General features: G+C 70.9%; 27 protein-coding genes and 1 other RNA gene. 8 read left to right on the plus strand and 20 right to left on the minus strand.

Annotation, left to right across the window (positions count from 1 at the left end; all coding sequences use genetic code 11):
- Nucleotides 1-160: 160 nt before the first annotated feature.
- The 3 genes from KRR39_RS14195 to KRR39_RS14205 all read left to right on the plus strand — a co-directional run bounded on the left by KRR39_RS14195 (nt 161) and on the right by KRR39_RS14205 (nt 1278).
- Nucleotides 161-616 (plus strand): hypothetical protein, encoded by a 456-nt coding sequence (locus tag KRR39_RS14195; RefSeq protein WP_216937814.1) that lies wholly within the window; start codon nt 161-163, stop codon nt 614-616.
- An 8-nt stretch (nt 617-624) separates the two neighbouring features.
- Nucleotides 625-801: a hypothetical protein gene (locus KRR39_RS14200; RefSeq protein WP_216937817.1), complete on the plus strand. Its 177-nt coding sequence runs from the start codon at nt 625-627 to the stop codon at nt 799-801.
- Between the two features lie 141 nt (nt 802-942).
- A complete protein-coding gene (locus KRR39_RS14205; protein ID WP_216937818.1) occupies nt 943-1278 on the plus strand; it encodes a hypothetical protein in 336 nt (111 codons plus the stop codon).
- Nucleotides 1279-1309: 31 nt separating this feature from the next.
- Here the strand turns inward: KRR39_RS14205 and KRR39_RS14210 are convergent, their stop codons facing one another.
- Nucleotides 1310-1654 carry a DUF5335 family protein gene (locus tag KRR39_RS14210; RefSeq protein WP_216937820.1) on the minus strand — a complete coding sequence of 115 codons (345 nt, stop codon included), beginning with the start codon at nt 1652-1654 and terminating at the stop codon, nt 1310-1312.
- Between the two features lie 155 nt (nt 1655-1809).
- Here KRR39_RS14210 and KRR39_RS14215 point away from each other — a divergent pair, with 155 nt between their 5' ends.
- Together KRR39_RS14215 and KRR39_RS14220 are read left to right on the plus strand one after the other, a co-directional pair.
- Nucleotides 1810-2259, plus strand: coding sequence for a DUF1931 family protein (locus KRR39_RS14215; RefSeq protein WP_216937822.1), 450 nt, complete (start codon nt 1810-1812; stop codon nt 2257-2259).
- Between the two features lie 108 nt (nt 2260-2367).
- The gene (locus KRR39_RS14220) at nt 2368-3066 is read left to right on the plus strand and encodes an SDR family oxidoreductase (RefSeq protein WP_216937824.1); all 699 of its coding nucleotides are present in this window, start codon (nt 2368-2370) and stop codon (nt 3064-3066) included.
- A gap of 50 nt (nt 3067-3116) precedes the next feature.
- On the opposite strand, the gene KRR39_RS14225 is transcribed toward KRR39_RS14220, so the two are convergent.
- From KRR39_RS14225 to ftsE, 10 genes are all read right to left on the minus strand, one after another.
- The gene (locus KRR39_RS14225; RefSeq protein ID WP_216937826.1) at nt 3117-3284 is read right to left on the minus strand and encodes a CsbD family protein; all 168 of its coding nucleotides are present in this window, start codon (nt 3282-3284) and stop codon (nt 3117-3119) included.
- A gap of 521 nt (nt 3285-3805) precedes the next feature.
- Entirely contained in the window at nt 3806-4669 is an 864-nt protein-coding gene (locus KRR39_RS14230; protein ID WP_216937827.1) for a response regulator, read from the minus strand.
- Nucleotides 4670-5034: 365 nt separating this feature from the next.
- Nucleotides 5035-5402, minus strand: a transfer-messenger RNA (tmRNA) gene (gene ssrA, locus KRR39_RS14235).
- Between the two features lie 81 nt (nt 5403-5483).
- Complete coding sequence (locus tag KRR39_RS14240; RefSeq protein WP_216937829.1) at nt 5484-6356, minus strand: universal stress protein; 873 nt, start codon at nt 6354-6356, stop codon at nt 5484-5486.
- The gene (locus KRR39_RS14245; protein WP_216937831.1) at nt 6353-7792 is read right to left on the minus strand and encodes an amino acid permease; all 1440 of its coding nucleotides are present in this window, start codon (nt 7790-7792) and stop codon (nt 6353-6355) included. Before KRR39_RS14245 ends, KRR39_RS14240 begins: the two co-directional genes overlap by 4 nt.
- A 95-nt stretch (nt 7793-7887) precedes the next feature.
- Complete coding sequence (locus tag KRR39_RS14250) at nt 7888-8784, minus strand: amidohydrolase family protein (RefSeq protein ID WP_254185145.1); 897 nt, start codon at nt 8782-8784, stop codon at nt 7888-7890.
- Nucleotides 8777-9259, minus strand: coding sequence for an SsrA-binding protein SmpB (gene smpB, locus KRR39_RS14255; RefSeq protein ID WP_216937835.1), 483 nt, complete (start codon nt 9257-9259; stop codon nt 8777-8779). The genes KRR39_RS14250 and smpB overlap by 8 nt, the downstream gene beginning before the upstream one ends.
- Before the next feature lie 31 nt (nt 9260-9290).
- On the minus strand, nt 9291-10604 hold the full coding sequence (locus tag KRR39_RS14260) for a M23 family metallopeptidase (RefSeq protein ID WP_216937837.1): 1314 nt from the start codon (nt 10602-10604) through the stop codon (nt 9291-9293).
- Between the two features lie 54 nt (nt 10605-10658).
- Nucleotides 10659-11579 carry a permease-like cell division protein FtsX gene (gene ftsX / locus KRR39_RS14265; RefSeq protein WP_216937839.1) on the minus strand — a complete coding sequence of 307 codons (921 nt, stop codon included), beginning with the start codon at nt 11577-11579 and terminating at the stop codon, nt 10659-10661.
- A 25-nt stretch (nt 11580-11604) separates the two neighbouring features.
- Entirely contained in the window at nt 11605-12294 is a 690-nt protein-coding gene (gene ftsE / locus KRR39_RS14270) for a cell division ATP-binding protein FtsE (protein ID WP_216937841.1), read from the minus strand.
- A 171-nt stretch (nt 12295-12465) separates the two neighbouring features.
- Between ftsE and KRR39_RS14275 the strand changes: the two genes are divergently transcribed.
- Nucleotides 12466-13167: a hypothetical protein gene (locus tag KRR39_RS14275; RefSeq protein ID WP_216937843.1), complete on the plus strand. Its 702-nt coding sequence runs from the start codon at nt 12466-12468 to the stop codon at nt 13165-13167.
- A gap of 3 nt (nt 13168-13170) precedes the next feature.
- Here KRR39_RS14275 and prfB read toward each other — a convergent pair whose 3' ends face one another.
- Nucleotides 13171-14289, minus strand: coding sequence for a peptide chain release factor 2 (gene prfB, locus KRR39_RS14280; protein ID WP_216937845.1), 1119 nt, complete (start codon nt 14287-14289; stop codon nt 13171-13173).
- 94 nt (nt 14290-14383) lie between these two features.
- Between prfB and KRR39_RS14285 the strand changes: the two genes are divergently transcribed.
- Nucleotides 14384-14710, plus strand: a complete 327-nt coding sequence (locus KRR39_RS14285; RefSeq protein ID WP_216937847.1) for a plasmid stabilization protein — start codon at nt 14384-14386, stop codon at nt 14708-14710.
- Nucleotides 14711-14720: 10 nt separating this feature from the next.
- Nucleotides 14721-15209 (plus strand): DUF6328 family protein, encoded by a 489-nt coding sequence (locus KRR39_RS14290; protein ID WP_216937849.1) that lies wholly within the window; start codon nt 14721-14723, stop codon nt 15207-15209.
- Here KRR39_RS14290 and KRR39_RS14295 read toward each other — a convergent pair.
- From KRR39_RS14295 to KRR39_RS14330, 8 genes are all read right to left on the minus strand, one after another.
- On the minus strand, nt 15157-15975 hold the full coding sequence (locus tag KRR39_RS14295) for a SigB/SigF/SigG family RNA polymerase sigma factor (protein WP_216937851.1): 819 nt from the start codon (nt 15973-15975) through the stop codon (nt 15157-15159). The genes KRR39_RS14290 and KRR39_RS14295 overlap by 53 nt on opposite strands.
- Before the next feature lie 250 nt (nt 15976-16225).
- The gene (locus tag KRR39_RS14300; protein ID WP_254185146.1) at nt 16226-16651 is read right to left on the minus strand and encodes a pilus assembly protein TadG-related protein; all 426 of its coding nucleotides are present in this window, start codon (nt 16649-16651) and stop codon (nt 16226-16228) included.
- Complete coding sequence (locus KRR39_RS14305) at nt 16648-17088, minus strand: hypothetical protein (RefSeq protein ID WP_216937853.1); 441 nt, start codon at nt 17086-17088, stop codon at nt 16648-16650. The genes KRR39_RS14300 and KRR39_RS14305 overlap by 4 nt, the downstream gene beginning before the upstream one ends.
- Complete coding sequence (locus tag KRR39_RS14310; protein ID WP_216937855.1) at nt 17085-17477, minus strand: TadE/TadG family type IV pilus assembly protein; 393 nt, start codon at nt 17475-17477, stop codon at nt 17085-17087. Before KRR39_RS14310 ends, KRR39_RS14305 begins: the two co-directional genes overlap by 4 nt.
- A 3-nt stretch (nt 17478-17480) precedes the next feature.
- Entirely contained in the window at nt 17481-17675 is a 195-nt protein-coding gene (locus KRR39_RS14315) for a hypothetical protein (protein ID WP_254185147.1), read from the minus strand.
- Nucleotides 17676-17683: 8 nt separating this feature from the next.
- Nucleotides 17684-18634 carry a type II secretion system F family protein gene (locus KRR39_RS14320; protein WP_216937857.1) on the minus strand — a complete coding sequence of 317 codons (951 nt, stop codon included), beginning with the start codon at nt 18632-18634 and terminating at the stop codon, nt 17684-17686.
- Nucleotides 18631-19485, minus strand: a complete 855-nt coding sequence (locus KRR39_RS14325) for a type II secretion system F family protein (RefSeq protein WP_216937859.1) — start codon at nt 19483-19485, stop codon at nt 18631-18633. The genes KRR39_RS14320 and KRR39_RS14325 overlap by 4 nt, the downstream gene beginning before the upstream one ends.
- A 2-nt stretch (nt 19486-19487) precedes the next feature.
- Nucleotides 19488-20741: a TadA family conjugal transfer-associated ATPase gene (locus tag KRR39_RS14330; protein WP_216937861.1), complete on the minus strand. Its 1254-nt coding sequence runs from the start codon at nt 20739-20741 to the stop codon at nt 19488-19490.
- Nucleotides 20742-20879 lie beyond the last annotated feature (138 nt).

Consider the following 20879-nt stretch of genomic DNA (forward strand, 5'->3'; position numbering starts at 1 on the left):
GACCACCGATGCGCGCCCGTGGAACCGCACGGGCGCGCATCGGTGCGTCACCTGGTCTCCTGTGCCGTCACACGAGCAGCGGTCGTGGTTCGCCGGGCACCGACGCCACCCAACGCGGACGGTCCGGTGCGGACCACGGTGCGCGGTCGACGCAATCGCGATGGTGTTCGCCGGTCGGCGGGACCAGGTCGTCGAGCTCTCGACCGACGGCGGTGGAGTGGACAGCGGCTGCCACAGCGCCCGGTTGCAGGGCCCGGCGGGCCGGGTGGTCACGGCGGCCCGGCCGGACTTGTGGCGGCTGCCTCGCTCCGGCACCTACCGGGCCGAGGTGGTGCCCTGCTGGGGCTCGAGCCTCGACATCGCCGACCTGACCAGGCGCCGACTGGTTCCCCTGGACCTGAACGCGGCACCGGTGCACTTCCGCTCCGGCAAGGGCGTCACGGACCTGGGTGTCGTCACGGTCCCGCGCACCGGCCGGGTGATGGTCCGCGGCTGGACGGAGGGCGACCCGCAGCACCTGTGGGACTCGGTCAGCTACCCGTCCGGCACCGGCTGTTCACCTACCAGGGCCGGGCCCCCGACCTCGAGGCAGGAACGTCCCTCTCCGACGGCCTGAGCTCCCGTGTGGTCACCCCGGGCCGCTACTTCCTGTATCCCGCGCGGGCCGACCTGCTGGCCGGCGCGTCCACCGTCCTGACGACCGCGGTCACTCCGGAGGGTCCGGCGGTCACGCTCGGCGACGGCGGGGTCCCGGGGCGCGAGCGCGACTTCACGTTCACCGGGACGGCCACGTTCGTCTAACAGGACACCACTGCGTGGGTCGGTGCGCCCGTCGACCGGGCAGCTCTACGGGCCTCGGAGCGCCCGGCTCAGTGGCTGGGACTACGACGAAGGCCGGCTGCTCCACGCCGACGACTGCGTCTGGGTGAGGTGCTGGGTCCGATGCAGTCCGGCGTCCCGTCCCGGTTCACCCTCGACGGCTCCGACCGCTACCTCGTGGCGCCCTACCAGCTTCCGAGCGGCACGATCCACCCGCGGTTCGCGGCCACCGGCTCGACGGTGACCGGGCCGTGGGACGCGATCGCCGGAGCCGAGCACATCCGCTCCGGCGCTCTGGGCCCGGGACAAGCGTCAGGCTGCGACGAGAACTTCTTCTCCTCGGTCGGTGACGAGTCCGCGACCTCTACCTTCACCGACTTCTTCCCGAACCCGGCTCTGGTGGTGCTGCGTCCGGGTGCCGGGGTGATCGGCCGCGTGGACCTGACCCTTGGCCCCTGACGGACTGCCGACGACCCGGAAGCACGAGCCGTCAGCCGCCCGCCGGGGCGAAGAAGCTCACGATCGTCGCGGTGCCGTCCTGATCGACGGCTCGAAAGGCGCCCGCGTCCAGGTCGATGTCGACCTCGCTCGGGTGCGGGACCATGTGACGGAGCACGACGGGGTAGCTCGAGGAGCTCCCGCCCACGGCCACGATCACCACGTCGTCCTTGGGGTCGTACGACGCGTACGCGAACGGCAGGCGCTCGGCCTCCGCCTGGTCGCCGAACGAACGGTCGAGGACCTCGATCGTGACGTCCTGTCCCTCGCGGTCCTTCGTCAGCCGGTCCAAACCCTCCACCCAGCGTTGGCGGTCGGTCGTCGAGGTCTCTGCCATCGGCTCTGATCCTTCCAGACGTCGTTCCGGTGCCCTACCCGAGGCCGAGATCCATCCTCGGTCGCCCGGCGGCTCGACACATCCCACGTATCCGGGATGTCCCGTCGCGCCGCGGGCGCGAGGCTGGGACGACCGAGAACACAGGAGGACCGACGATGGAGCTCTTCGGCGTCGCCCGCTTCGAACGCTTCTTCCGCGCGGCCGCCGGTCTCCACGCCGACAAGGACGACCTGCGCCGCTTCGACGACTTCGTGAACAACAAGATCTACGACCTCCTGCTGCGCGGGCAGGCGAACGCGAAGTCGAACGGCCGCGACGTGATCGAGCCGCAGGACCTGCCGATCACCAAGGGGCTCCAGGAGTCCATCCACGCCTTCGAGGCCATCGATCAGGAGGTGTCGCTGGAGGCGATCCTTGAGCAGCTCACCAGGCGCCCGCCGCTCGATGTGACCTACAGCGACGAGGCCCAGGCGAAGCTCCCGCTGGTCGCGGGCGGGCTGGGCGTCGCCCTCGCGCGGACGTTCCCGATCCTCGAGGAGGGCCTGGTGAACCCGCAGACCGAGCACTGGGACCGCGCCATCCGGATCTTCGACCTCCTGCTCTAGCGAGGACCCTCCGACCTGCTCACCGCTCCAGCCTTCGACGCGTGAGCACCCAGGAACAGCCCGGATTCCCGGGCTCCTCCGGCGGCTTGCGACACGTACAGTGGATCAATGGCCAGAGTCGCTGTTGTCGGAGGCCGCGGGAAGGTGGCACGCCACCTCCATCCCCTGCTGGTCCGGGCCGGCCACACACCGGTCGCGCTTGTCCGCAACGAGGCCTACCGCTCTGAGCTCGAGGAGCTGGGCGCCGAGGTCCGCCTGCTCGACATCGAGAGGTCCACGGCGGAGGACTTCGCGCGCGCCTTCGACGGTTGCCGGGCCGTGGTGTTCGCCGCTGGAGCCGGCCCCGACGGCAAGGTCGAGCGCAAGCGCACGGTCGATCTCGAGGGTTCGCTGAAGTCGATCGAGGGGGCCCAGGGCGCTCGTATCCGGCGGTTCGTCCAGGTCTCTGCGATGGCCGTCGACGACCCGGTTCCCGCAGATGCGACACCGGTATGGCGCGCCTACATCGAGGCGAAGCGCGAGGCGGACGAGGCGCTGCGGTCCAGCGGACTCGACTGGACCATCCTGCGGCCCGGGTGGCTGACCGACGACCCGAGCGGGCGCCGGGTCGCCATCGGGCGAGACGTCCCGGAGGGCGACATCTCGCGCGACGACGTCGCGGCGGTGATCGTCGCCGTCCTGGAGAACGACGGGACGATCAGCAAGCAGTGGGAGGTGGTCCAGGACGGCCTGCCGATCGTGGAGTCGATCGCCCTGGCCATGCTGACCGACGCGGCACCCGGCGCCGCATGGGCCGGGAGGGACTAGTCCCGATAGCAGACCGGCCCGGCGCTGCGACCTCGCCCGGCCCGCTTTGCCTACCTCTTGAACGCCTTCTTGAGGTGGTCGCCGGCCGTCTTGAGCTGCACCAATCGCCGCTCGCGCTTGCCTTCGCTCTCGAGTGGCTTGTCGCGACGAGCGCGACCGGCAAGCTCTTTCGCGTGGCCACCGAGGTTCTGACCCAGGTGCTTGGCCCGGTCACCCATGCCCATCTTTCTCACACCTTTCCCCGTGCGTTGGATGGTCCTGACGATGTGAAAAATACCCTCCTCGCACCAAGCCGCCCGACGGGTTGTGCCGAGCCGTGAGCACGCTTGAGGACACCGCGCCGTGCTTGCCAATATTTCTCGACTCGGCCGCGCAACTCGCCTGGGATGTGCTCCCGGAGACCCCCCATACTGACCACTTGTCGTGTCTGTGACCTGGCCGGGACCGGACAGGCTCGGCTGCCCGAAGGGGCAGAACAGACCGTGGCGCTCAACCGGCAGCTCGGCCGAACACGATAGGTCGCCCCCGGAGAACGGGCCGGCGCCGCAGACATGCACGCGTTCGCAGCCCAGCCGCACCTCAGCCCTACCCGGCGTCCACTCAGCGCTGGGAGCAAGGTCTCGTGCGCCAGTCCAGCGCGACCAAGGGTCCCCGTCACCGGAAAGGTCGGGCAGAACACACCTGGGCGACCGTCCTTCCCTGACCGCAGCCTCCACGTCGGCTCGGCTGCCTCCCACACCTAGTCAGATGCCGTCGCGTGCTGTGGCAGCTGCGGGCGGTTGAACAAGGCATCTACTCGTCGTACGAGCTCTCCTCGCGGAGCTGGTTTGACCAGGTAGTCGTCGGCTGCGGCGGCTGGCCCGAACCGTCCAGCGCTGAGCAAGACGATCAGCATCTTCGCCGTTGCACGGTCCGCACGGAGCCGCCAAAGCACTTCCAATCCGGTGACCTTGGGCATCATCACGTCCAGTACCGCTAGGTCGGGCAAATCCTTGCGAATCAGTTGGAGAGCTTGTTCCCCGTCGGAGGCGCTGAGAACCAGATAACCGGCCCGGGACAACTGTCGTGTGAAGAGATCAAGGAGGTCGGGATCGTCATCAGCGTCTAGACCTGGCAAGCGCAACTCGGAAACCCACACCGCCTCCAGGTAGCTCGACACCTGCGCCACGGGCGTTCCTGGCCGGTAGCGGACCATGGCGACCAGCAGCTGGTCCGGATCCTCAGTCGTCTCCACCTCGACAGCACCGAACATCGCGCTCGACGCCAGCCGGGAACGGAGCTTGGACGCAGCAACGCTGAGTTCCGCGCTGCTTGCTGGCGGCAAGTTGATGAACAATCCGTCCTTGAGTCGCCTGAACTCTCTGTGGTCCACAGTTGTGAGCCTCTCGGAACGACGTTGGATCGGCAACTCTTCTCCATGCGATTCGTCGTCCAGGCTGAAGTCGGGGAACCGCTGCCCTTCCAGGAGGGCCCGGACAACGGCTTGTTTGCTGAAGTAGACCGCCCGACCCCGGACGTCGTCGGAAACGCGGAGTACGGTGCTCGTCGGCTCGCGCAGCAAGCCGGTCAGCTCCCGGACGTCTCGCTCGTGCTGCTTCTTCAACGCTCGAACGCGTGCAGTTGCTCCTCGTAGGTGGCCCAGTGCTCGGGGTGTCGATGACCTTGTGCTGCCTGACGGCCGGCCGTCTCGAATCGCCCTGTCGACGGACCGGACGTCGGCCGCCGACAGTCGCTGTTCGCCGATGGCCGTCGTCGGTGCGGAACTCGTTCATCGTCCTCGAGGAGGGGTGGGCAGTCCCTGGGAGCGGCCCTGGGGCTTCGTAACCCCCTCCGCCCCCATTGAGGGGGCTCCACACGCAACAGAACCGCACCGGCTTGCGTCGGTGCGGTTCTGTCTCAAGAGGAGGTCCGCTCGGGTCCTGCGACCCGTTTTCGCGAACTGGGTGCTCGTATTTCACGAACACCCCTCGGTGGAGCTGGCGGGAATCGAACCCGCGTCCTTCGGCGCCGATCCAGGGCTTCTCCGGGTGCAGTCAGTGGTGTCGTTTTCTCAGCCCCGGCGCTCTCACTGACACGTCGCCGACAGGCTCAGCCGCAGAAAAGTCCCAGGGTGTCCTCGCGGCCCGGACACCCCAGCAAGCCTCCTAGATGAGGCCAGGTTCTAGAGCGGAGGCGCCTCTAGTCTGACCCGTTGCCCCGCCGTCAGGCGGCGAGGGCGAACGAACTGCGCTGTGAATTGGCAGTTATTGGTTTCCAAGGAGCGTTTGCGAGATGACCTTGGATCCTCGACCCGCTTCCCCTGGAACTAACGTCCCAAGTCGAAACCGATCAGCCCCTCTTGAGTTGTGGAACGGTGCTGCCCTGTTGCTGACGAGCAGTCTACCGGTCCAACCGGCAGACCTCTCCCGGTATTCCGCTCAGTCGCCGCGGGGGGCGACCACCACGGGCACCTTGGCGTGGCGTACGACGCGCGAGGAGACCCCGCCCAGCAGCACCCGGCGCACCGGCCCGTAGCTGCGCGAGCCGACCACGAGCAGGTCGTAGTCGTCCAGCGACAGGTCGCCGAGCGCGTCCACGACCGGCCCGTCGAGCACCCGTCCGGAGACGGCCAGCCCGGCCGGCGCGGTCGCCAGCACGGCGTCCAGGCTGGCCTGGTAGCCCTTGCGCTGTTCGGAGGAGAACTGCCGGGACTCCCCCAGGCCGGGCACCACGCGGGTGTCCGGCACGACGGTGAGCACGGTCAGCGAGGCGCCCAGGTGCTGGGCGATCCGGACGGCGTGCGCGAAGGCGACCTGCCCGTCCGGGGTGTCGACGAACGCCACCGCGACGCGCTCCAGCCTCTTCTTCTCGACGTGACCGTAGCCCCAGGGCACGACGACCACCGGGGCCGCCGTACCGTGCAGCAGCCGCTCGGCCGTGCTGCCCGGGAAGGTACGTCGCATCTTCCGGTCGCGCCGGGAGCCGAGCACCAGCAGGGAGCGGTCGTCGCTGTCCGGCTCGACCAGGTCCGAGAGGCCGTGGGCCGCGGAGCCGGCGTCGACGCGGTGGTACTCCGCACCGATCGAGGGGTCCACCAGGCCCTTCGCCTCGTCGATGAGGTCCTGGGCCGCGGACCGCTCGTAGGCCGCCCACTCGGCGTCCACCCGGGCCAGGCCGGCCGGCGCGGCGCCGGGGTGGACCGTGACCACCACCATCGTGTCCCCGCTGGTGACGGCCCACTGGGTGCCGAACGCCAGCGCGTCCCGGCCGGTGGCGCCGCCGTGGTAGCCGACGACCACCCGTCCGCTCATGCGGCGGTCCCGGACTGGTCCCGGTCGCGGGTGCGCAGCCGGGAGTGGCCGTAGCTGTAGAACACGTAGATCAGCAGGCCGACGACCAGCCAGACCACGAACCGGATCCAGGTGGTGCCCGGCAGGTCGGTCATCAGGTAGAGGCAGAGCAGCACGCCGATGATCGGGAACACCGGTACGAACGGGGTGCGGAACGGGCGCTCCATGTCCGGCTTGGTGCGCCGCAGGATGATCACGCCGATGTTGACCAGCACGAACGCGAACAGCGTGCCGATGTTGACCAGCTTGACGATCTCCGAGAGCGGCACGAGCGCCGCCAGGATCGAGATCAGGATGCCGAAGGACAGCGTCAGGCGCGCGGGCGTGCCGTAGCGCGGGTGGATCACCGCGAAGCTCCGCGGCAGCAGACCGTCGCGGCACATCGCGAAGAAGATCCGGGTCTGCCCGTAGAGGATCACCAGGACCACGCTGGTGATCGCGATCAGCGCGCCGAGCGAGAGCAGCGCGGAGGCCCAGCTGAGCCCGGTGCCGGCCTCGAGCGCGGCCGACAGCGGCGCGTCGGAGTTCTTGGAGTCGGTCATCGTGCTGATCGGGGCGACGCCGACCGCGGCGACGGCGACCAGGATGTAGAGCAGCGTGGAGATCACCAGCGACCCGACGATCGCCTTGGGCAGGTCCTTGCCGGGGTTGTTCGACTCCTCGGAGCCGGTCGCCACGGCGTCGAAGCCGATGTAGGCGAAGAAGATCAGGCCGGCCGCGGTGGTGATGCCGCTGGTCCCGTGCGGCGAGAAGTCCTGGAAGTTGTTCGGGTCGAACGAGGTCAGCGCGGCGATGATGAAGAACACCAGGATCGCGATCTTGATGCCGACCATGATCAGGTTCGCCTTGGCGCTCTCCCGGGTGCCCCGGATCAGCAGGAACGTGATGGCCATGACGATGAAGACCGCCGGCAGGTTGAAGACGCCGCCGTCCTCGGGCGAGGTGGAGATCGCGTCGGGGATGCGCACCCCGAACGCGGAGTCGAGGAACGCGTTGACGTTGCCGCCCCAGCCGACCGCGACCGCGGCCACCGAGACGCCGTACTCGAGGATCAGGTCCCAGCCGATGATGAAGGCGACCAGCTCGCCCATCGTGGCGTAGGAGTAGGTGTAGGCGCTGCCGGAGACCGGCACCGCTGCGGCCAGCTCGGCGTAGGACAGCGCCGAGAACAGGCAGGTCACCGCCGCCAGCACGAACGCCAGGATGACCGCGGGTCCGGCCGCCTTCGCGCCCTCGCCGATGACCACGAAGATGCCGGTGCCGATGATCGCACCGACCCCCATCGCGGTCAGTCCGACCGAGCTGATGGAGCGCTGCAGCGAGTGTTCGGAGTCCTCGGTGTCCGAGACCAGGTCGGACGCGTCACGTGTCGACCAGATACCACCAGGCAGGTTCATCGAGACCCTCCCCTTCACGGTTGCGGTTTGGGAGGTCGGTCCCCTTGGTGAGGATCATGCTCTCCACACACGACGGGTGGAAACACCCACACGTGTTAATTCCGCGCGTCGTCCCCGGAGAACAGCCGGTGACCGTTGTCCCAGCAGACCGCGCGCAGCCAGTCCTCGCCGAGCCCCAGCCGCTCCAGGGCGGCGAGCTGGTGGGCGTAGGGATAGGGAATGTTCGGGAAGTCCGAGCCGAGCAGGATCCGGTCCTGCAGGTCGCTCAGCCGGGGCAGCAGGTCCCGCGGGAACGCCGCCATCTCCTCGAAGAAGTCGGTGAACGCCATCGTCGTGTCGAGCCGCACCCGCTCGAAGTCCTCGGCGACCGCGAGGAAGCCGGTGTACTCCGGTGCGCCCATGTGCGCGATCACGGCGGTCAGCGTCGGGTGCCGCTCCATCAGCTTCCGCATCGGGGCGGGGCCGGTGTGGTCGTTGCCCACCGGTCCCCCGCTGGCGTGCACGACGACCGGCGTGCCGGCCTCCGCGAGCGTGCCCCAGGCGTCGTCGATGAGCGGGTCCAGGAGGTCGAAGTCGCCGACCTGGACGTGCACCTTGAACACCTGGGTGCCCGCGGCGACCAGCTCCGCGACGTACGCCCCGGCGCCCGGCTCGGGGTAGAACGTCGCCGAGGACAGGCACTCCGGGGTGCCGGCGGCGAACTGCGCCGACCACTCGTTGAGGTACGCCGCGATGCCCGGCCGGTGCGCGTAGGGCAGCGACGAGAAGTGCCGCACGCCGAGCGCGCGGAGCTGCCCGACCCGCTCGTCGTCGTCGCCGCGGTACTCCAGCGGCCACTCCCGGCCGATCAGCGGGCCGGCCCTGTCGAACTGCTCGCGGACCTTGCGCAGGATCGGCGGCGGCAGGAAGTGCACGTGGACGTCGAAGAGACCCGGGATCCCCAGCGCGGTCCACCAGCCGGGGACGTCGGCGTCGACGACCGGCTCAGCCAACGTTGCGGCCCTTGAGCCGGCGGCCCAGCGCCTGCTCCGCCTCCCGGTTGGCCTGACGCTCCGCCAGCGCGTGCCGCTTGTCATAGGTCTTCTTGCCCTTGGCCAGGGCGATCTCGACCTTGGCGCGGCCGTCCTTGAAGTACAGCGACAGCGGCACGATGGTCAGGCCGCGCTCGGTGACCCGGCGCTCGATCTTGTCGATCTCGGCGCGGTTCAGCAGCAGCTTGCGCTTGCGGCGGGCCGGGTGATTGGTCCAGGTGCCCTGGGTGTACTCCGGGATGTGCACGCCGTGCAGCCACGCCTCGTGGCCGTCGATCTCGACGAACCCGTCGACGAGGGACGCGCGACCGGCCCGCAACGACTTCACCTCGGTGCCCTGGAGGACCATGCCGGCCTCGTAGGTGTCCTCGATGAGGTAGTCGTGGCGCGCCTTCTTGTTCTGCGCGACGAGCTTGTGCCCCTCCTGCTTGACCATGGCCCGATTCTCGCAGGTCCGGGCAAGTCGGTTAGAACCAGTTCATCGGATCGACGGGCGAGCCGTTCTGCAGCACCGTGTAGTGCAGGTGGCAGCCGGTGGACCACCCGGTGGTGCCGACGTACCCGACGATCTGGCCGCGGTCGACGTGCTGGCCGGGGCTCACGATGGCCGGCCCGACCATGTGGTTGGTGATCGTGGCCAGGCCGACGCCGTGGTGGAAGCCGTGATCGATGATCACCCGGTTGCCCCAGGCGGTCTGGAAGTACCTCTCCAGCACCGTGCCGGAGGCGGCCGCCCGGATCGGCGTGCCGCAGGCGGCGCCGAAGTCGACGCCGTCGTGCAGCGAGCGGTAGCCGTAGATCGGGTGGATCCGCCAGCCGAACGGCGAGGTCACCGGTCCGACGACCGGGTAGTCCAGGAAGCCGCTGGAGTGCGTGGGCCCGTTGTCGGACAGGATCGGGCCGCTGGCCTGGCCGGCGCGCCGGGCCGCGGCCGCCGCGCGGGCGCGGGCCTCGTCGGCGCGCTTCTTGAGGATCGCGGCGATCCGGGAGCGCTCCTTCTGCAGGCCGTGCAGGTGCGCCAGGTCGGCCGCCTTGGCCTTGTCGGCCTCCTGCTGGGCGTCCTCGCGCAGCGAGACCAGGCTGGTGACCTGCTGCTCGGCGGACTCGGCCTGCGCCTCGAGGCCCTGCTTGCGCAGGAGGTTCTCGGCCGCGGCCTTGCGCTCCTTGGCCACTTCGACCTTGGCGTCCTCGACCTCCTGCTCCTGCACGGTCAGCAGGGCGCGGGAGGCCTCGAGCCGGTCGAGGGTGACCGACTCCTTGTCCAGGACGTTCTGCACGGAGTTCAGCTGGCCGGTGAGCTCGGCCGGGTCCTGGGAGGTCAGCACCATCGACAGGCCCATCAGGGACGGGTCGCCGGTCTGGTAGTTCTGCACCACGATCTCGCCGAGCGTCTCCTGCTGGTCGGCGATCTTCCTCCGGCCGGCGGCGAGGTCCGCGCGGGCCTGGTCGAGCCGCGCGACCGCGGCGTCCAGCTTGGCCTGCATCTCCTGGTCGAGCACCTGGGCGGCCGCGAGCTCGCCGCGGGTCTGCGCGAGCTGGGCCTGCGCGGCGTCGAGCCGGGCCCTGGCGGCCGACAGCGCGGACGCTGCCCGCCGGGCCTGGGCGCTCGACTCGTCGAGGTCGTCCGAGGCGCCGGCGATCTTGCGCTCGACCTTGTGCTTCTTGTCCTTCAGGTCGTCAGCCGCGGCGAGCGGCACGACGGCGACACCGAGCAGCAGGCTGCCGACGGCCAGAGCCGCAAGAGCGCGCGAACGGGTAGTGCGGGGGAAGTGTCGAACCACCGGTCTGCCTTGATGTGTCGGGGGAAGAGGCGATTCGAAGGTAACGCAGTGAGGTCACACTTTGAGGTATTTCCGGGTCATTACCAGCGTCGGGATCAGCGTCAGTCCCAGACCGATCAGCGCGATCAGTCCGACCGCCTGAGCGCTGTCGCCCCAGTCGATCCAGGCGACGATGTTCGAGGTCGGTCTCAGCGTCTGGTAGATCACCACCCACATGAACAGCATGATCGTGCCGGCGGCCAGCCCCACCCCGATCAGCGCCGCCACCAGGGACTCCATCAGGAACGGCAGCTGGATGTAGAGGCTCGAGGCGCCCACCAGCCGCATGATCCCGATCTCCCGCCGGCGCGCGAACGCGGCGAGCCGGATCGTGTTGCCGACCTGGAGGACGGCCGCGATCATCAGGAACACCGCGACGGAGATCGCCCCGGCGCGCATCACGTTCATCCAGAAGTAGATCGGCTTGAGCACCGAGCGCAGGTCCCGCACCGTGTTGACGCCCTGCAGGCCCTGGACCGCGCTCTTCACGCCCTGGAACTTCTCCGGGTCCTTGAGCTGGACCCAGTAGGCCTCCTGCATGTCGGAGGGCCGGATCGACTGGTAGACGCGCCGCTCGGTGTCGTTGTCCGAGATGTAGGCGGCCTTCCACTTGTCGTAGGCCTGCTGCTTGCTCTCCAGCCGCACCGAGGAGACCTCGCTGTTGGTGCTGAGCACCTTCTGGATCTGCTCCTTCTGCGCGTCGGTGACCTCACCGTTGACGCAGTTGGCGGTCGCGGAGTTCTGGTTGCACAGGAAGACCGTGATCTGGAGCTTGCTGCCCCAGTAGTCCTCGGCCTTGTGTGCCTGGGCGTTCAGCAGCAGCCCCATGCCCACCAGGGTGAGCGACACGAAGATCGTGACGATCACCGCGATGGTCATGGAGACGTTGCGCTTGAGCCCGTTGCCGAGCTCGGAGAAGACGTAGGTGAGCTGCATGAAGTATCAGGGTCCGTATCGTCGCTCAGTGCTGGTAGCCGTAGACGCCGCGCGACTGGTCGCGGACGACGGTGCCGTTGGACAGTTCGATGACGCGCTTGCGCATCTGGTCGACGATGCCTGCGTCGTGGGTGGCCATCAGGACCGTGGTACCCGTCCGGTTGATCCGGTCGAGGAGCTTCATGATGCCGACGGACGTGTTGGGGTCGAGGTTGCCGGTGGGCTCGTCGGCGATCAGGATCATCGGCCGGTTGACGAACGCCCGGGCGATCGCGACGCGCTGCTGCTCGCCGCCGGAGAGCTCGTCGGGCATCCGCCCGCCCTTGCCCTCCAGCCCGACCAGCTCGAGCGTCTCCGGCACCACCTTGTTGATCAGGGTCCGGGGCTTGCCGATGACCTGCAGGGCGAACGCGACGTTCTCGGTCACGGTCTTGTTCGGCAGCAGCCGGAAGTCCTGGAAGACCGTGCCGATCTGGCGGCGCAGCCCGGGGACCTTCCAGCCGGCGAGGCGGTTGATCTCCTTGCCCGCGACGTAGACCTTGCCGTGCGAGGGGCGGGCCTCGCGCAGCACCAGCCGCAGGAAGGTCGACTTGCCGGAGCCGGACGCGCCGACCAGGAAGACGAACTCCCCCTTCTCCACCTCGACGTTGATGTCGTCGAGCGCAGGGCGGTTGAGGCCGCCGTACTGCTTGGTCACACTCTCGAATCGGATCACGGGGGGATTTCCTTGGCCGCGCTGGGGGACAGAGACGAGCACGCGGAGCCACCCCCGTCCGTCACGAGGAGCAGCCGCGTCCGGCCAACTCAGGAGTCTAGGCGACGATCAGGGACCAACCGAATCATCCGGACGCGTCGGTGTTTCGGCCCGTCGCATAGGTTGGACGCCATGTCCGGGAGCAGCAACGAGGGTCCGAGCCCCCGCGCGCGGGCCCGCAGGAGTCGCTCGGTCCGGCGCTGGAGCCTGGCCGTGGCCGCCCTGCTGGTGACCGGGGTGGTGGTCTGGGGCGGGCTGTCCGGTCGCGACGTCGCACCGACCGCGGACCGGTCCCCCTCCGCGACGCCGACCCCGACCCCGCTGAGCAGCGTCGACCTGAGCGACCTGCCGATCGAGCGCGGGCCGTTCTGCGACCGGCTCGAGCAGGCGGACGTCGAGAGGGCGCTCGGCGGACCGGTGAGCGGCACGAAGCACTACGACAGCGGCGACCGGGTCGCCCTGGCGTCCGGCCTGCGGGACGTGTCCCACGAGTTCGACTGCACGTACGACGCCGCGCTCGGGTCGCAGGCCCGGGTGTGGGTGTTCGCCGAGCCGGTGACCGCGACCGTGGCCCGCACGCTGGTGCGCGAGGCCCGGGCCGAGAAGGGCTGCTCGGTGCTGCCCGACGCCCCGACGTACGGCACCCCGGCGGTCGCGACGCTGTGCCGGACCACCGGTCCGGCGAGCCGCGTGGTCACCCTGCGCGGGCTGTTCGGCGACGCGTGGACGACCTGCCGGCTGAGCACCCCGGGGCCCTCGGGCGCCACCCGGACCGTGGAGCGTGCCGAGCAGTGGTGCGTGCGGGTCGCCACCACGCTCGGCGCCCGCCCCTGAGGGTCAGACGTCGGCGGGGGTGTCCGCGCCGCGACGCCAGCGGATGCCGGCCTCGAGGAACGGGTCGATCTCGCCGTCGAACACGGCCTGCGGGTTGCCGGTCTCGTACTCCGTGCGGAGGTCCTTGACCAGCTGGTAGGGGTGCAGCACGTAGTTGCGCATCTGGTCGCCCCACGAGCCCTGCACGTCGCCGCGCAGCTCGTCGAGGTGGGCGCGCTCCTCGGCCTTCTTCAGGGCGAGCAGCTTGGCCTTGAGGATGATCATCGCGCTGGCCTTGTTCTGCAGCTGGCTCTTCTCGTTCTGGCAGGACACCACGGTGCCGGTGGGGATGTGCGTGAGGCGTACGGCGGAGTCGGTGGTGTTCACCGACTGGCCGCCGGGGCCCGACGAGCGGTAGACGTCGACGCGGATCTCCTCGTCGGGGATGTCGATCTCGTCGGTCTGCTCGAGCAGCGGCACCACCTCGACGGCGGCGAACGAGGTCTGCCGGCGGCCCTGGTTGTCGAACGGGCTGATCCGGACCAGCCGGTGGGTGCCGGCCTCGACCGAGAGCGTGCCGTAGGCGTAGGGCGCGTGGATCGCGAAGGTCGCCGACTTGAGGCCGGCCTCCTCGGCGTAGGAGGTGTCGAACACCTCGACGGGGTACTTGTTGCGCTCCGACCAGCGGGTGTACATCCGCATCAGCATCTCCGCGAAGTCGGCGGCGTCCACCCCGCCGGCGCCCGAGCGGATCGTGATCAGCGCGTCGCGGACGTCGTACTCGCCGGACAGGAGGGTGCGCACCTCGAGGGCCTCGACGGCCTTGTGGATCTTGCGCAGGTCGGCCTCGGCCTCCTTCATGGTGTCCGCGTCGCTCTCCTCCTGGGCGAGCTCGAGGAGCACGCTCAGGTCGTCGAGGCGGTCCTGGAGATTGGTGAACCGGTCCAGGTCACCCTGGAGCAGCGAGAGCCGGCCGGTGACGCGCGTGGCGTTGGCCTGGTCGTCCCACAGGTCGGGTGCGGCGACCTCCTCACCGAGGGCTGCGATCTCGGCGCGGATCGCGTCGAGGTCCAGCACCTGCTCGATGGTGTGCATCGTCGCCTGGAGCTGCTTGATCTGGGTCTCGAAATCTGGGCCTGCCACAACAGTCCACCCTACGCGACCGCGGGACCGGGCCACGCATGCGTGCCACCGCGGACGGGTACCCCGCGCCGTACGACGAGGAGAGGAGCACCCGATGCCGCAGCAGGGGTGGAGCAGGAAGCGCGAGCGCCAGTACGAGCACATCAAGCAGGGCCTCGAGGACCGCGGCCGCAGCGAGGACACCGCGGAGGAGATCGCGGCCCGCACGGTGAACAAGGAGCGGGCCCGGGCCGGCGAGTCCGAGCAGGCCAGCCGGACCTCGACCGAGGACCTCTCCTCCGGGCGGCGCGGAGGCCTGCGGTCGCACCGCGGAGCCGGCGGCCGCACCAAGGCCCAGCTCTACGCGGAGGCCCGCAGCCGGGGCGTCGAGGGCCGCTCGAAGATGTCGAAGTCCGAGCTGGAGAAGGCGCTCGAGGACTAGCCTGCGGGAGATGAGCGACCTCGACGAGTCCGAGTCCGCGCGGCTGACCCGCAACCTCAACGAGCTGCTGCAGGAGCTGCGGGTCACCCAGACCGGCGTGCAGATCCTCACCGGGTTCCTGCTCACGCTGCCGTTCACGAACCGGTTCGGCGACCTGGACGGCACCCAGCGGCTCGCCTACCTGGCGGTGCTCTGCGGCTCGGTCGTGGCGACCGGTCTGATCATCGCGCCGGTGGCGTTCCACCGGGTGCTCTTCCGGCGCGGCGAGCGGCCGTGGCTGGTGTCCGCCGCGAACTGGGCCGCCCGGGCCGGGCTGGCCTCGCTGGCGCTGACGACGTCGGGGATGGTGTGGCTGGTCTTCGACCTGGTGACGAACAGGGCCACCGCCACGGTGGCGGGGACCCTGTCGTTGGTGTTCTTCGGGGTGCTATGGGTGGCGCTGCCGCTCACGTCAGCTCGGCGCGCAGGTCCTTCAGGATCCGGGACAGCAGCCGACTGACCTGCATCTGGGTGACGCCGATGTCGCCGGCGATCTGCTCCTGGGTCCAGCCCTCGAAGAACCGCAGCTCGAGGATCCGGCGGTCGCGGGGCGCGAGCTTGCGGACGGCCGGCCCGAGCATCACCCGGGCCTCGGCGCTGCCGAAGTCCAGGTCCTCGTGGGGCATCAGGTCGCCCAGGGTCGCGGCGCCGTCCTCCCCCACCGGTACGTCGAGCGAGGCGGGCGTGAACGCGCCGTCGGCGGCCAGCGCCTCGATGACCTGCTCGACGTCGATCCCGCAGTGCTGGGCGACCTCGCTGGGCCGCGGCGAGCGGCCGAGCTTCTGGGTGAGCTCGGCGGAGACCTTGGCGATCTGGCCCTGGAGCTCCTGGACCCGGCGCGGCGGGCGGACGGCCCAGCCGAAGTCCCGGAAGTAGCGCTTGACCTCGCCGCTCACGGTCGGCACCGCGTAGGACAGGAAGTCCCGCTCGTGCTTGGGGTCGAAGCCGTTCACGGCCTTCACCAGGCCGACGTACGCCGCCTGGACGAGGTCGTCCTCGGCGAGGCCGCGCTGGCGGTAGCGGTGGGCGATGGCGCGCGCGACGCCCATGTTCAAGACGACGACCTCGGCGCGCAGGGCGGCCTTCTCGCGCTCGTCGTCGGTGCGGTGCAGCTCCTCGAGCAACCGGGCGGTGGTGATGCCACGGTCGGGCTCGGGGTAGGCCTGGGTGGCCGGCCGGGTGCGTTGCGCCGGTGCTGCGGGGGTGAGATTCGGGGTGGTCGTCATGAGCAGGGCCTTACTTCCGTACGTTCACGGTGTAGGGGCGTCTGCTTGACCACTACGAACTGCTCCACCGAGTCAAGCACTCGGCGGGGGCCGGCACAACAGGCGCCCCTGCAGTTCGTCCGTTCTGGGTGGGTTGCGCGAAGCGGCGAGACACCGTTCGCGAGCCGCTGACCTGCACCGATGCCCTCGGGGGGCCGAACTGGACGATCCGTTTACTTTTCTTCGGCAGCGGGTCGCTCCGGGGGTGGTTTCAGTCGCTGACCACGACGAAAGAGGCGGCGGTCCCGGAGATCGTCGGCCGGCGCTCCCAGCCCGGCGGGGTGATCGGCAGGTCCAGCGGCGCGGAGACGTGCACGACGACCCGGTCGGTCCCGGTCTCGACGCGGCAGACCAGCCCCGGGTAGCGACGGGCGGCGCCGGTGCCCCGCAGGTAGGCCGCGACGTACGCACGGGCGGCCTCGGCGTCGATCTCCGCCCGCTCCCCCAGTCCGCCCTCGTAGACCTGCCGCCCCTGGACGCCGTCGGCGGCGGCCAGCGCGGCGCCGTCGGCGAGCGAGTCGAGCCCGCTGCGGCGGAGGTAGGCCGCGGAGGCGTCGACGACCACCCCGACCATCATGATCGCGACCACGGCGAGGCCCACGATCATGATCGAGGCGGTGCCGCGCTCGGCCCTCACGACCGGTCCTCGCGGAAGGTGCCGTAGGGCACGGACTGCTCCGCCTCGACCCGCACGCTCGGGGTGTCGCCGCCCAGCGCGGACGGCATCAGCGGCAGCGCGACCTGGACCGCCATCCGGACCCGGACCACCGACCCCGGCGACAGGCAGTCGCGCGGATCGGGGTCGCAGGACACCGCCAGCTGCCCGTCCCGCAGCTCCAGCCCCTGGTCGCGCAGCGCGACGGCCGCCGCGGCCCGGGCGCGGGCGGCGCCCTCGGCCTCCGACGGCGCCAGCGTGTAGGCCCGACCCGCGGCCCGGGTGGCGGCGTCGACGGCGTACGCCGAGCGCTGCACCTCGAACACCGCGAGGACGACGTACACCAGCGGGACCAGCAGCAGGATGGACAGCCAGGTCACCTCGACCAGGGCGGTGCCGCGCTGGTCGCGGCGGGTCACGGGGCGGTCTCCTCGACGGCGTGGCCGGTGACGTCGAGCCGGATCCCGGGCCCCCAGATGCCCAGCGGCGGGACCTCCGCGGTGACCTCGACCTCGACACCCGGCGCGCCCCGGACCGCCGCCTCGCGCGCGGTGACCCCGCGGGCGTACCGGGCCGCGAGCGCGCCGGCGATCTGCTGCCGGGTGCGGTCGGCGCCCGCCTCGACCGGCCGGTCGACGGTCGCGGCGTACCGCGCGCCCTCCGAGGCCGCCGCGGTCAGGGTGTTGCGGACGTGCAGGACCAGCGCCAGCTGGAAGATGCCGAGGAACAGCGGCACGACCACCACCAGGACCAGCACGAAGTCGACCACCGCCGCGCCCCGCTCGGTGCGCCGGCGCGCGTCGCCCATCGCTCAGCCGCGCACGGACGCCAGCGCGTCGCGCAGCATCTGGCTCAGCTGCGGCCCGGCGATCGCCCACAGCGCCGCCACGAGGCCGGCGGTCATCACCGTGATCAGCACCCAGCCGGGTACGTCGCCGCGCTCGTCCCTGGCCCGTGACCGGACCCGCGCGGTGAGCGGGAGGAGCAGCAGCATCAGCTGTGTCATGGGGGTTCCTATCTGTGAGTGGGTCTCAGGGGGGTCACCAGGTGCAGCCCGACGACGCCGGGCCAGAACGCGAAGACGACCGTCACCGGGAGGACCAGGAACACGACCGGGACCATCATCAGGACCTCCTTGCGGGCGCCCGACTCGATCAGCGCCCGACGGCCGGCCTCGCGGACGTCGGCGGCCTGGGCGTGCAGCACCCCGGACAGCGGGGTGCCCCGCTCGATGGCCACGGCCATGCCCTCCGCGAACCGGGCGACCACCGGCAGCCCGGACCGGCGGGCCAGCGCGTCGAGCGCGGCGCTGACCGGGGTGCCGGTGCGGATGTCGGCGAGCACGCCGGCGAGGTCGGTCGAGAGCTCGCCGCGGGAGCGCGTGACGACCCGGTCGAGTGCGGAGACCGGCCCCTCCCCGGCCCCGACGGCCAGTGCGAGCAGCTCGGCGATGGTCGGGAACTCGGCCAGCACCCGCCGTTCGCGCTCGACGACCTGGGCGGTGAGCCGGTTCTCCCGCAGCAGCACGCCGGCCACGAAGCCCACCGCGCAGAGCACCAGCAGCGGCACGGTCCGCCCCGGCGAGCGCAGCGCGACCAGCACCGAGACCGCGGCGGTGCCGCCGAAGGCGACCAGCCCCCACAGCACCTGCTCCACCCGGAAGTCGTGCACGCTCATCGCCAGGTTGGCGCGCTCGAGCCGGCGGCGGATCGAGGCGTTCCCGCCGAGCACCCGCTCCAGGGTCTCGGCGGCCGAGCCGAGCGACGGCCCGAGCAGCATGCGGAACGCCCCGGTCGGCGCGGCGCCCGGCACCAGCGGCCGGTCGGCCTGCGGCAGGTCGCGGACGTAGGGCAGCACGCGCAGCTCCAGCCGCGGGCGCCGCAGGGCCTGCAGCCGGGCCACCACCAGGAGCAGGCCGAGCCCGGCGCCCCCACCGCTGAGCGCACCCCAGGCCGCCGGGCTCACGACAGCACCCGCTGCTCGGTCGGCAGCCGCCCGATCCGCACCATCGCGCGGTAGGCGACCAGGCAGAGCCCGCCGCCGACGGCCAGCACCAGCACCCCCGCGGGCGACGCGTAGCGGACGATCACCTCGTGCTGGAAGCAGAGCATCAGCAGCACCAGCCACGGTGCGGCGACCGCGAGCCGCGCGCCGTTGACCGTCCAGGCCTGCCGAGACTCGAGCTCCGAGCGGGTGCGGGCGTCCTCGCGCAGGAACCCCGACAGGTTGCGCAGCAGGCTGCCGAGCTCCCCGCCGCCGACCTCGCGGGCGATCCGCAGGCCCTCCACGACCCGGTCGCCGACCGGGTCGGCCAGCCGCACCTTGAGCCGGTCGAGGCTGTCCCCGAACCGGCCGGTGACCTGGTAGTCGGCGCCGAACGCCAGGAACGGCTCGCGGAGCGGCTCGGGCCCGCGGTACCCCAGGGCGGTGAGCGCCTCGGGCAGCGACATCCCGGCCCGCACCGCGGACGCGAGGTTGTCGACCGCCTCGGGCCACACCTCGGCGAGCTCGCGCTGCCGGCGCCGGGCCCGGCCGGTCACCGTCGCGAGCGGGAGGTAGCCGGCCATCAGCCCGAACGCCACGGCCACCGTCGCGGTGCGCGAGACGACCTGGACCGCGACGAACACCAGGACGGCCCCGATCGCGCAGACCGACCACACGCCGCCGACCGTCGTACTCGGGAGGCCGGCACGGTCGAGCAGGTCGCGGGTGCGGCCCACCCGGTCCGGCCGCGAGGTGGACGGCGCCGGTGTCGTGAGTGCCAGCCAGACGAGCACCAGGCCGACGCCGACCCCCAGCCCGAGCACCGCGCCCACGGTCAGGCACCCCCGTTGAGCAGCGCGCGTACGTCGATCCCGAGCCGTTCGTAGCGCTCCGGCCGGGGCGGCAGACCCTGGGTGCGGACCAGCCGCTGCTGCTCGCGCACGAACAGCGGCTCGGTCTCGATCACGTCGTTCTCGACCCGGCCGGGGACCCCGACGACCTCCTCCACCCGGCGTACCCCGTCGGGGCCGATGCCCAGGTGCACGACGAGGTCGACCGAGGAGGCGACGGTGGGCACCACGAAGCGCGCGGAGATGTTCTCGCCGGCGAGCAGCGGCAGGGTGCACAGCTTGACGAGTGCCTCGCGGGCGCTGTTGGCGTGCAGCGAGGCCATGCCGGGCAGGCCGGCGTTCAGCGCCAGCAGCAGGTCGAGGCATTCCTCGGCCCGCACCTCGCCGACGATCACCCGGGACGGGCGCATCCGCAGGCTCTCCTTGACCAGGTCGCGCAGCCGGATCTCGCCGGTGCCCTCGAGGCCCTGCTGCCGGGTCTGCATCGCCACCCAGTCCGGGTGGCTGAACCGCAGCTCGAAGACCTCCTCGACCGACACCACCCGGTCGTGGCCCGGGATGCTGGCCGCCAAGCAGTTGAGCATCGTGGTCTTGCCCGCCTGCGTGGAGCCGGCGACCACGACGTTCAGCCCGGCCCGCACCGAGGCGTCCAGGAACGAGGCGGCCTGCTCGGTGAGGCTGCCCAGCGCGACCAGGTCGTGCAGCCGCGCGGCGCGGACCACGAACTTGCGGATGTTGACCGCCGAGAAGCCGCGGGAGATGCCCTCCAGCACGACGTGCAGCCGGTGCCCCTCGGGCAGCATCGCGTCCACGAACGGCTGGCTCAGGTCGATGCGCCGGCCACTGGACTTGAGCATCCGCTCGACGAGCTCCTGGACCTGCGCGGAGGTGAGGATCGTCGAGGTCAGCTCGTGCCGGCCGGCGCGGGCCACGAACACCCGCGACGGGTCGTTGATCCAGACCTCCTCGACCGTGGGGTCGTCGAGGTAGCGCTGCAGCGCGCCGAACCCGGAGACCCGGGACACCAGCTCCTCGACGACCGCGTCCTGGTCACCGACCGGCAGCACCGCCCCGGTCAGGCTGCGGTGGTCGTGGTCGGCGACCACCCGCTCGGCCAGCCGCCGTACGACGCCGGCGTCGCGCTGCGGGTCCACCGCCTCGGCCCGGACGGCGGCGCGCAGCGCGGCGTCGAGCGTCTCCAGCAGCTCCCCGTGCGCGTCGGCGTAGGCCAGGCTCATGACTCCCCCCGAGTCCGAGTGCGACCGTGCGACGCACCCCCGTCGGTCCGTTTCGGGAGTATCGCAACGCGATCGTCCCGGCTGGAAGGGGTGCGTCCGGATCTGTGGACAACCTGCGACGGCTGCGAACGGGTGTGG

This window comes from Nocardioides panacis, from assembly GCF_019039255.1.
Taxonomy (GTDB): domain Bacteria; phylum Actinomycetota; class Actinomycetes; order Propionibacteriales; family Nocardioidaceae; genus Nocardioides_B; species Nocardioides_B panacis.

Coding starts and splice junctions, on each gene's coding strand:
- KRR39_RS14195 (WP_216937814.1), top strand. CDS start 161: ATGGTGTTCGCCGGTCGGCGGGACCAGGTCGTCGAGCTCTCGACCGAC.
- KRR39_RS14205 (WP_216937818.1), top strand. CDS start 943: ATGCAGTCCGGCGTCCCGTCCCGGTTCACCCTCGACGGCTCCGACCGC.
- KRR39_RS14210 (WP_216937820.1), bottom strand. CDS start 1,654: ATGGCAGAGACCTCGACGACCGACCGCCAACGCTGGGTGGAGGGTTTG.
- KRR39_RS14215 (WP_216937822.1), top strand. CDS start 1,810: ATGGAGCTCTTCGGCGTCGCCCGCTTCGAACGCTTCTTCCGCGCGGCC.
- KRR39_RS14220 (WP_216937824.1), top strand. CDS start 2,368: ATGGCCAGAGTCGCTGTTGTCGGAGGCCGCGGGAAGGTGGCACGCCAC.
- KRR39_RS14225 (WP_216937826.1), bottom strand. CDS start 3,284: ATGGGTGACCGGGCCAAGCACCTGGGTCAGAACCTCGGTGGCCACGCG.
- KRR39_RS14240 (WP_216937829.1), bottom strand. CDS start 6,356: ATGAGCGGACGGGTGGTCGTCGGCTACCACGGCGGCGCCACCGGCCGG.
- KRR39_RS14245 (WP_216937831.1), bottom strand. CDS start 7,792: ATGAACCTGCCTGGTGGTATCTGGTCGACACGTGACGCGTCCGACCTG.
- smpB (WP_216937835.1), bottom strand. CDS start 9,259: ATGGTCAAGCAGGAGGGGCACAAGCTCGTCGCGCAGAACAAGAAGGCG.
- ftsX (WP_216937839.1), bottom strand. CDS start 11,579: ATGCAGCTCACCTACGTCTTCTCCGAGCTCGGCAACGGGCTCAAGCGC.
- KRR39_RS14275 (WP_216937843.1), top strand. CDS start 12,466: ATGTCCGGGAGCAGCAACGAGGGTCCGAGCCCCCGCGCGCGGGCCCGC.
- KRR39_RS14285 (WP_216937847.1), top strand. CDS start 14,384: ATGCCGCAGCAGGGGTGGAGCAGGAAGCGCGAGCGCCAGTACGAGCAC.
- KRR39_RS14290 (WP_216937849.1), top strand. CDS start 14,721: ATGAGCGACCTCGACGAGTCCGAGTCCGCGCGGCTGACCCGCAACCTC.
- KRR39_RS14295 (WP_216937851.1), bottom strand. CDS start 15,975: ATGACGACCACCCCGAATCTCACCCCCGCAGCACCGGCGCAACGCACC.
- KRR39_RS14310 (WP_216937855.1), bottom strand. CDS start 17,477: ATGGGCGACGCGCGCCGGCGCACCGAGCGGGGCGCGGCGGTGGTCGAC.
- KRR39_RS14315 (WP_254185147.1), bottom strand. CDS start 17,675: ATGACACAGCTGATGCTGCTGCTCCTCCCGCTCACCGCGCGGGTCCGG.
- KRR39_RS14330 (WP_216937861.1), bottom strand. CDS start 20,741: ATGAGCCTGGCCTACGCCGACGCGCACGGGGAGCTGCTGGAGACGCTC.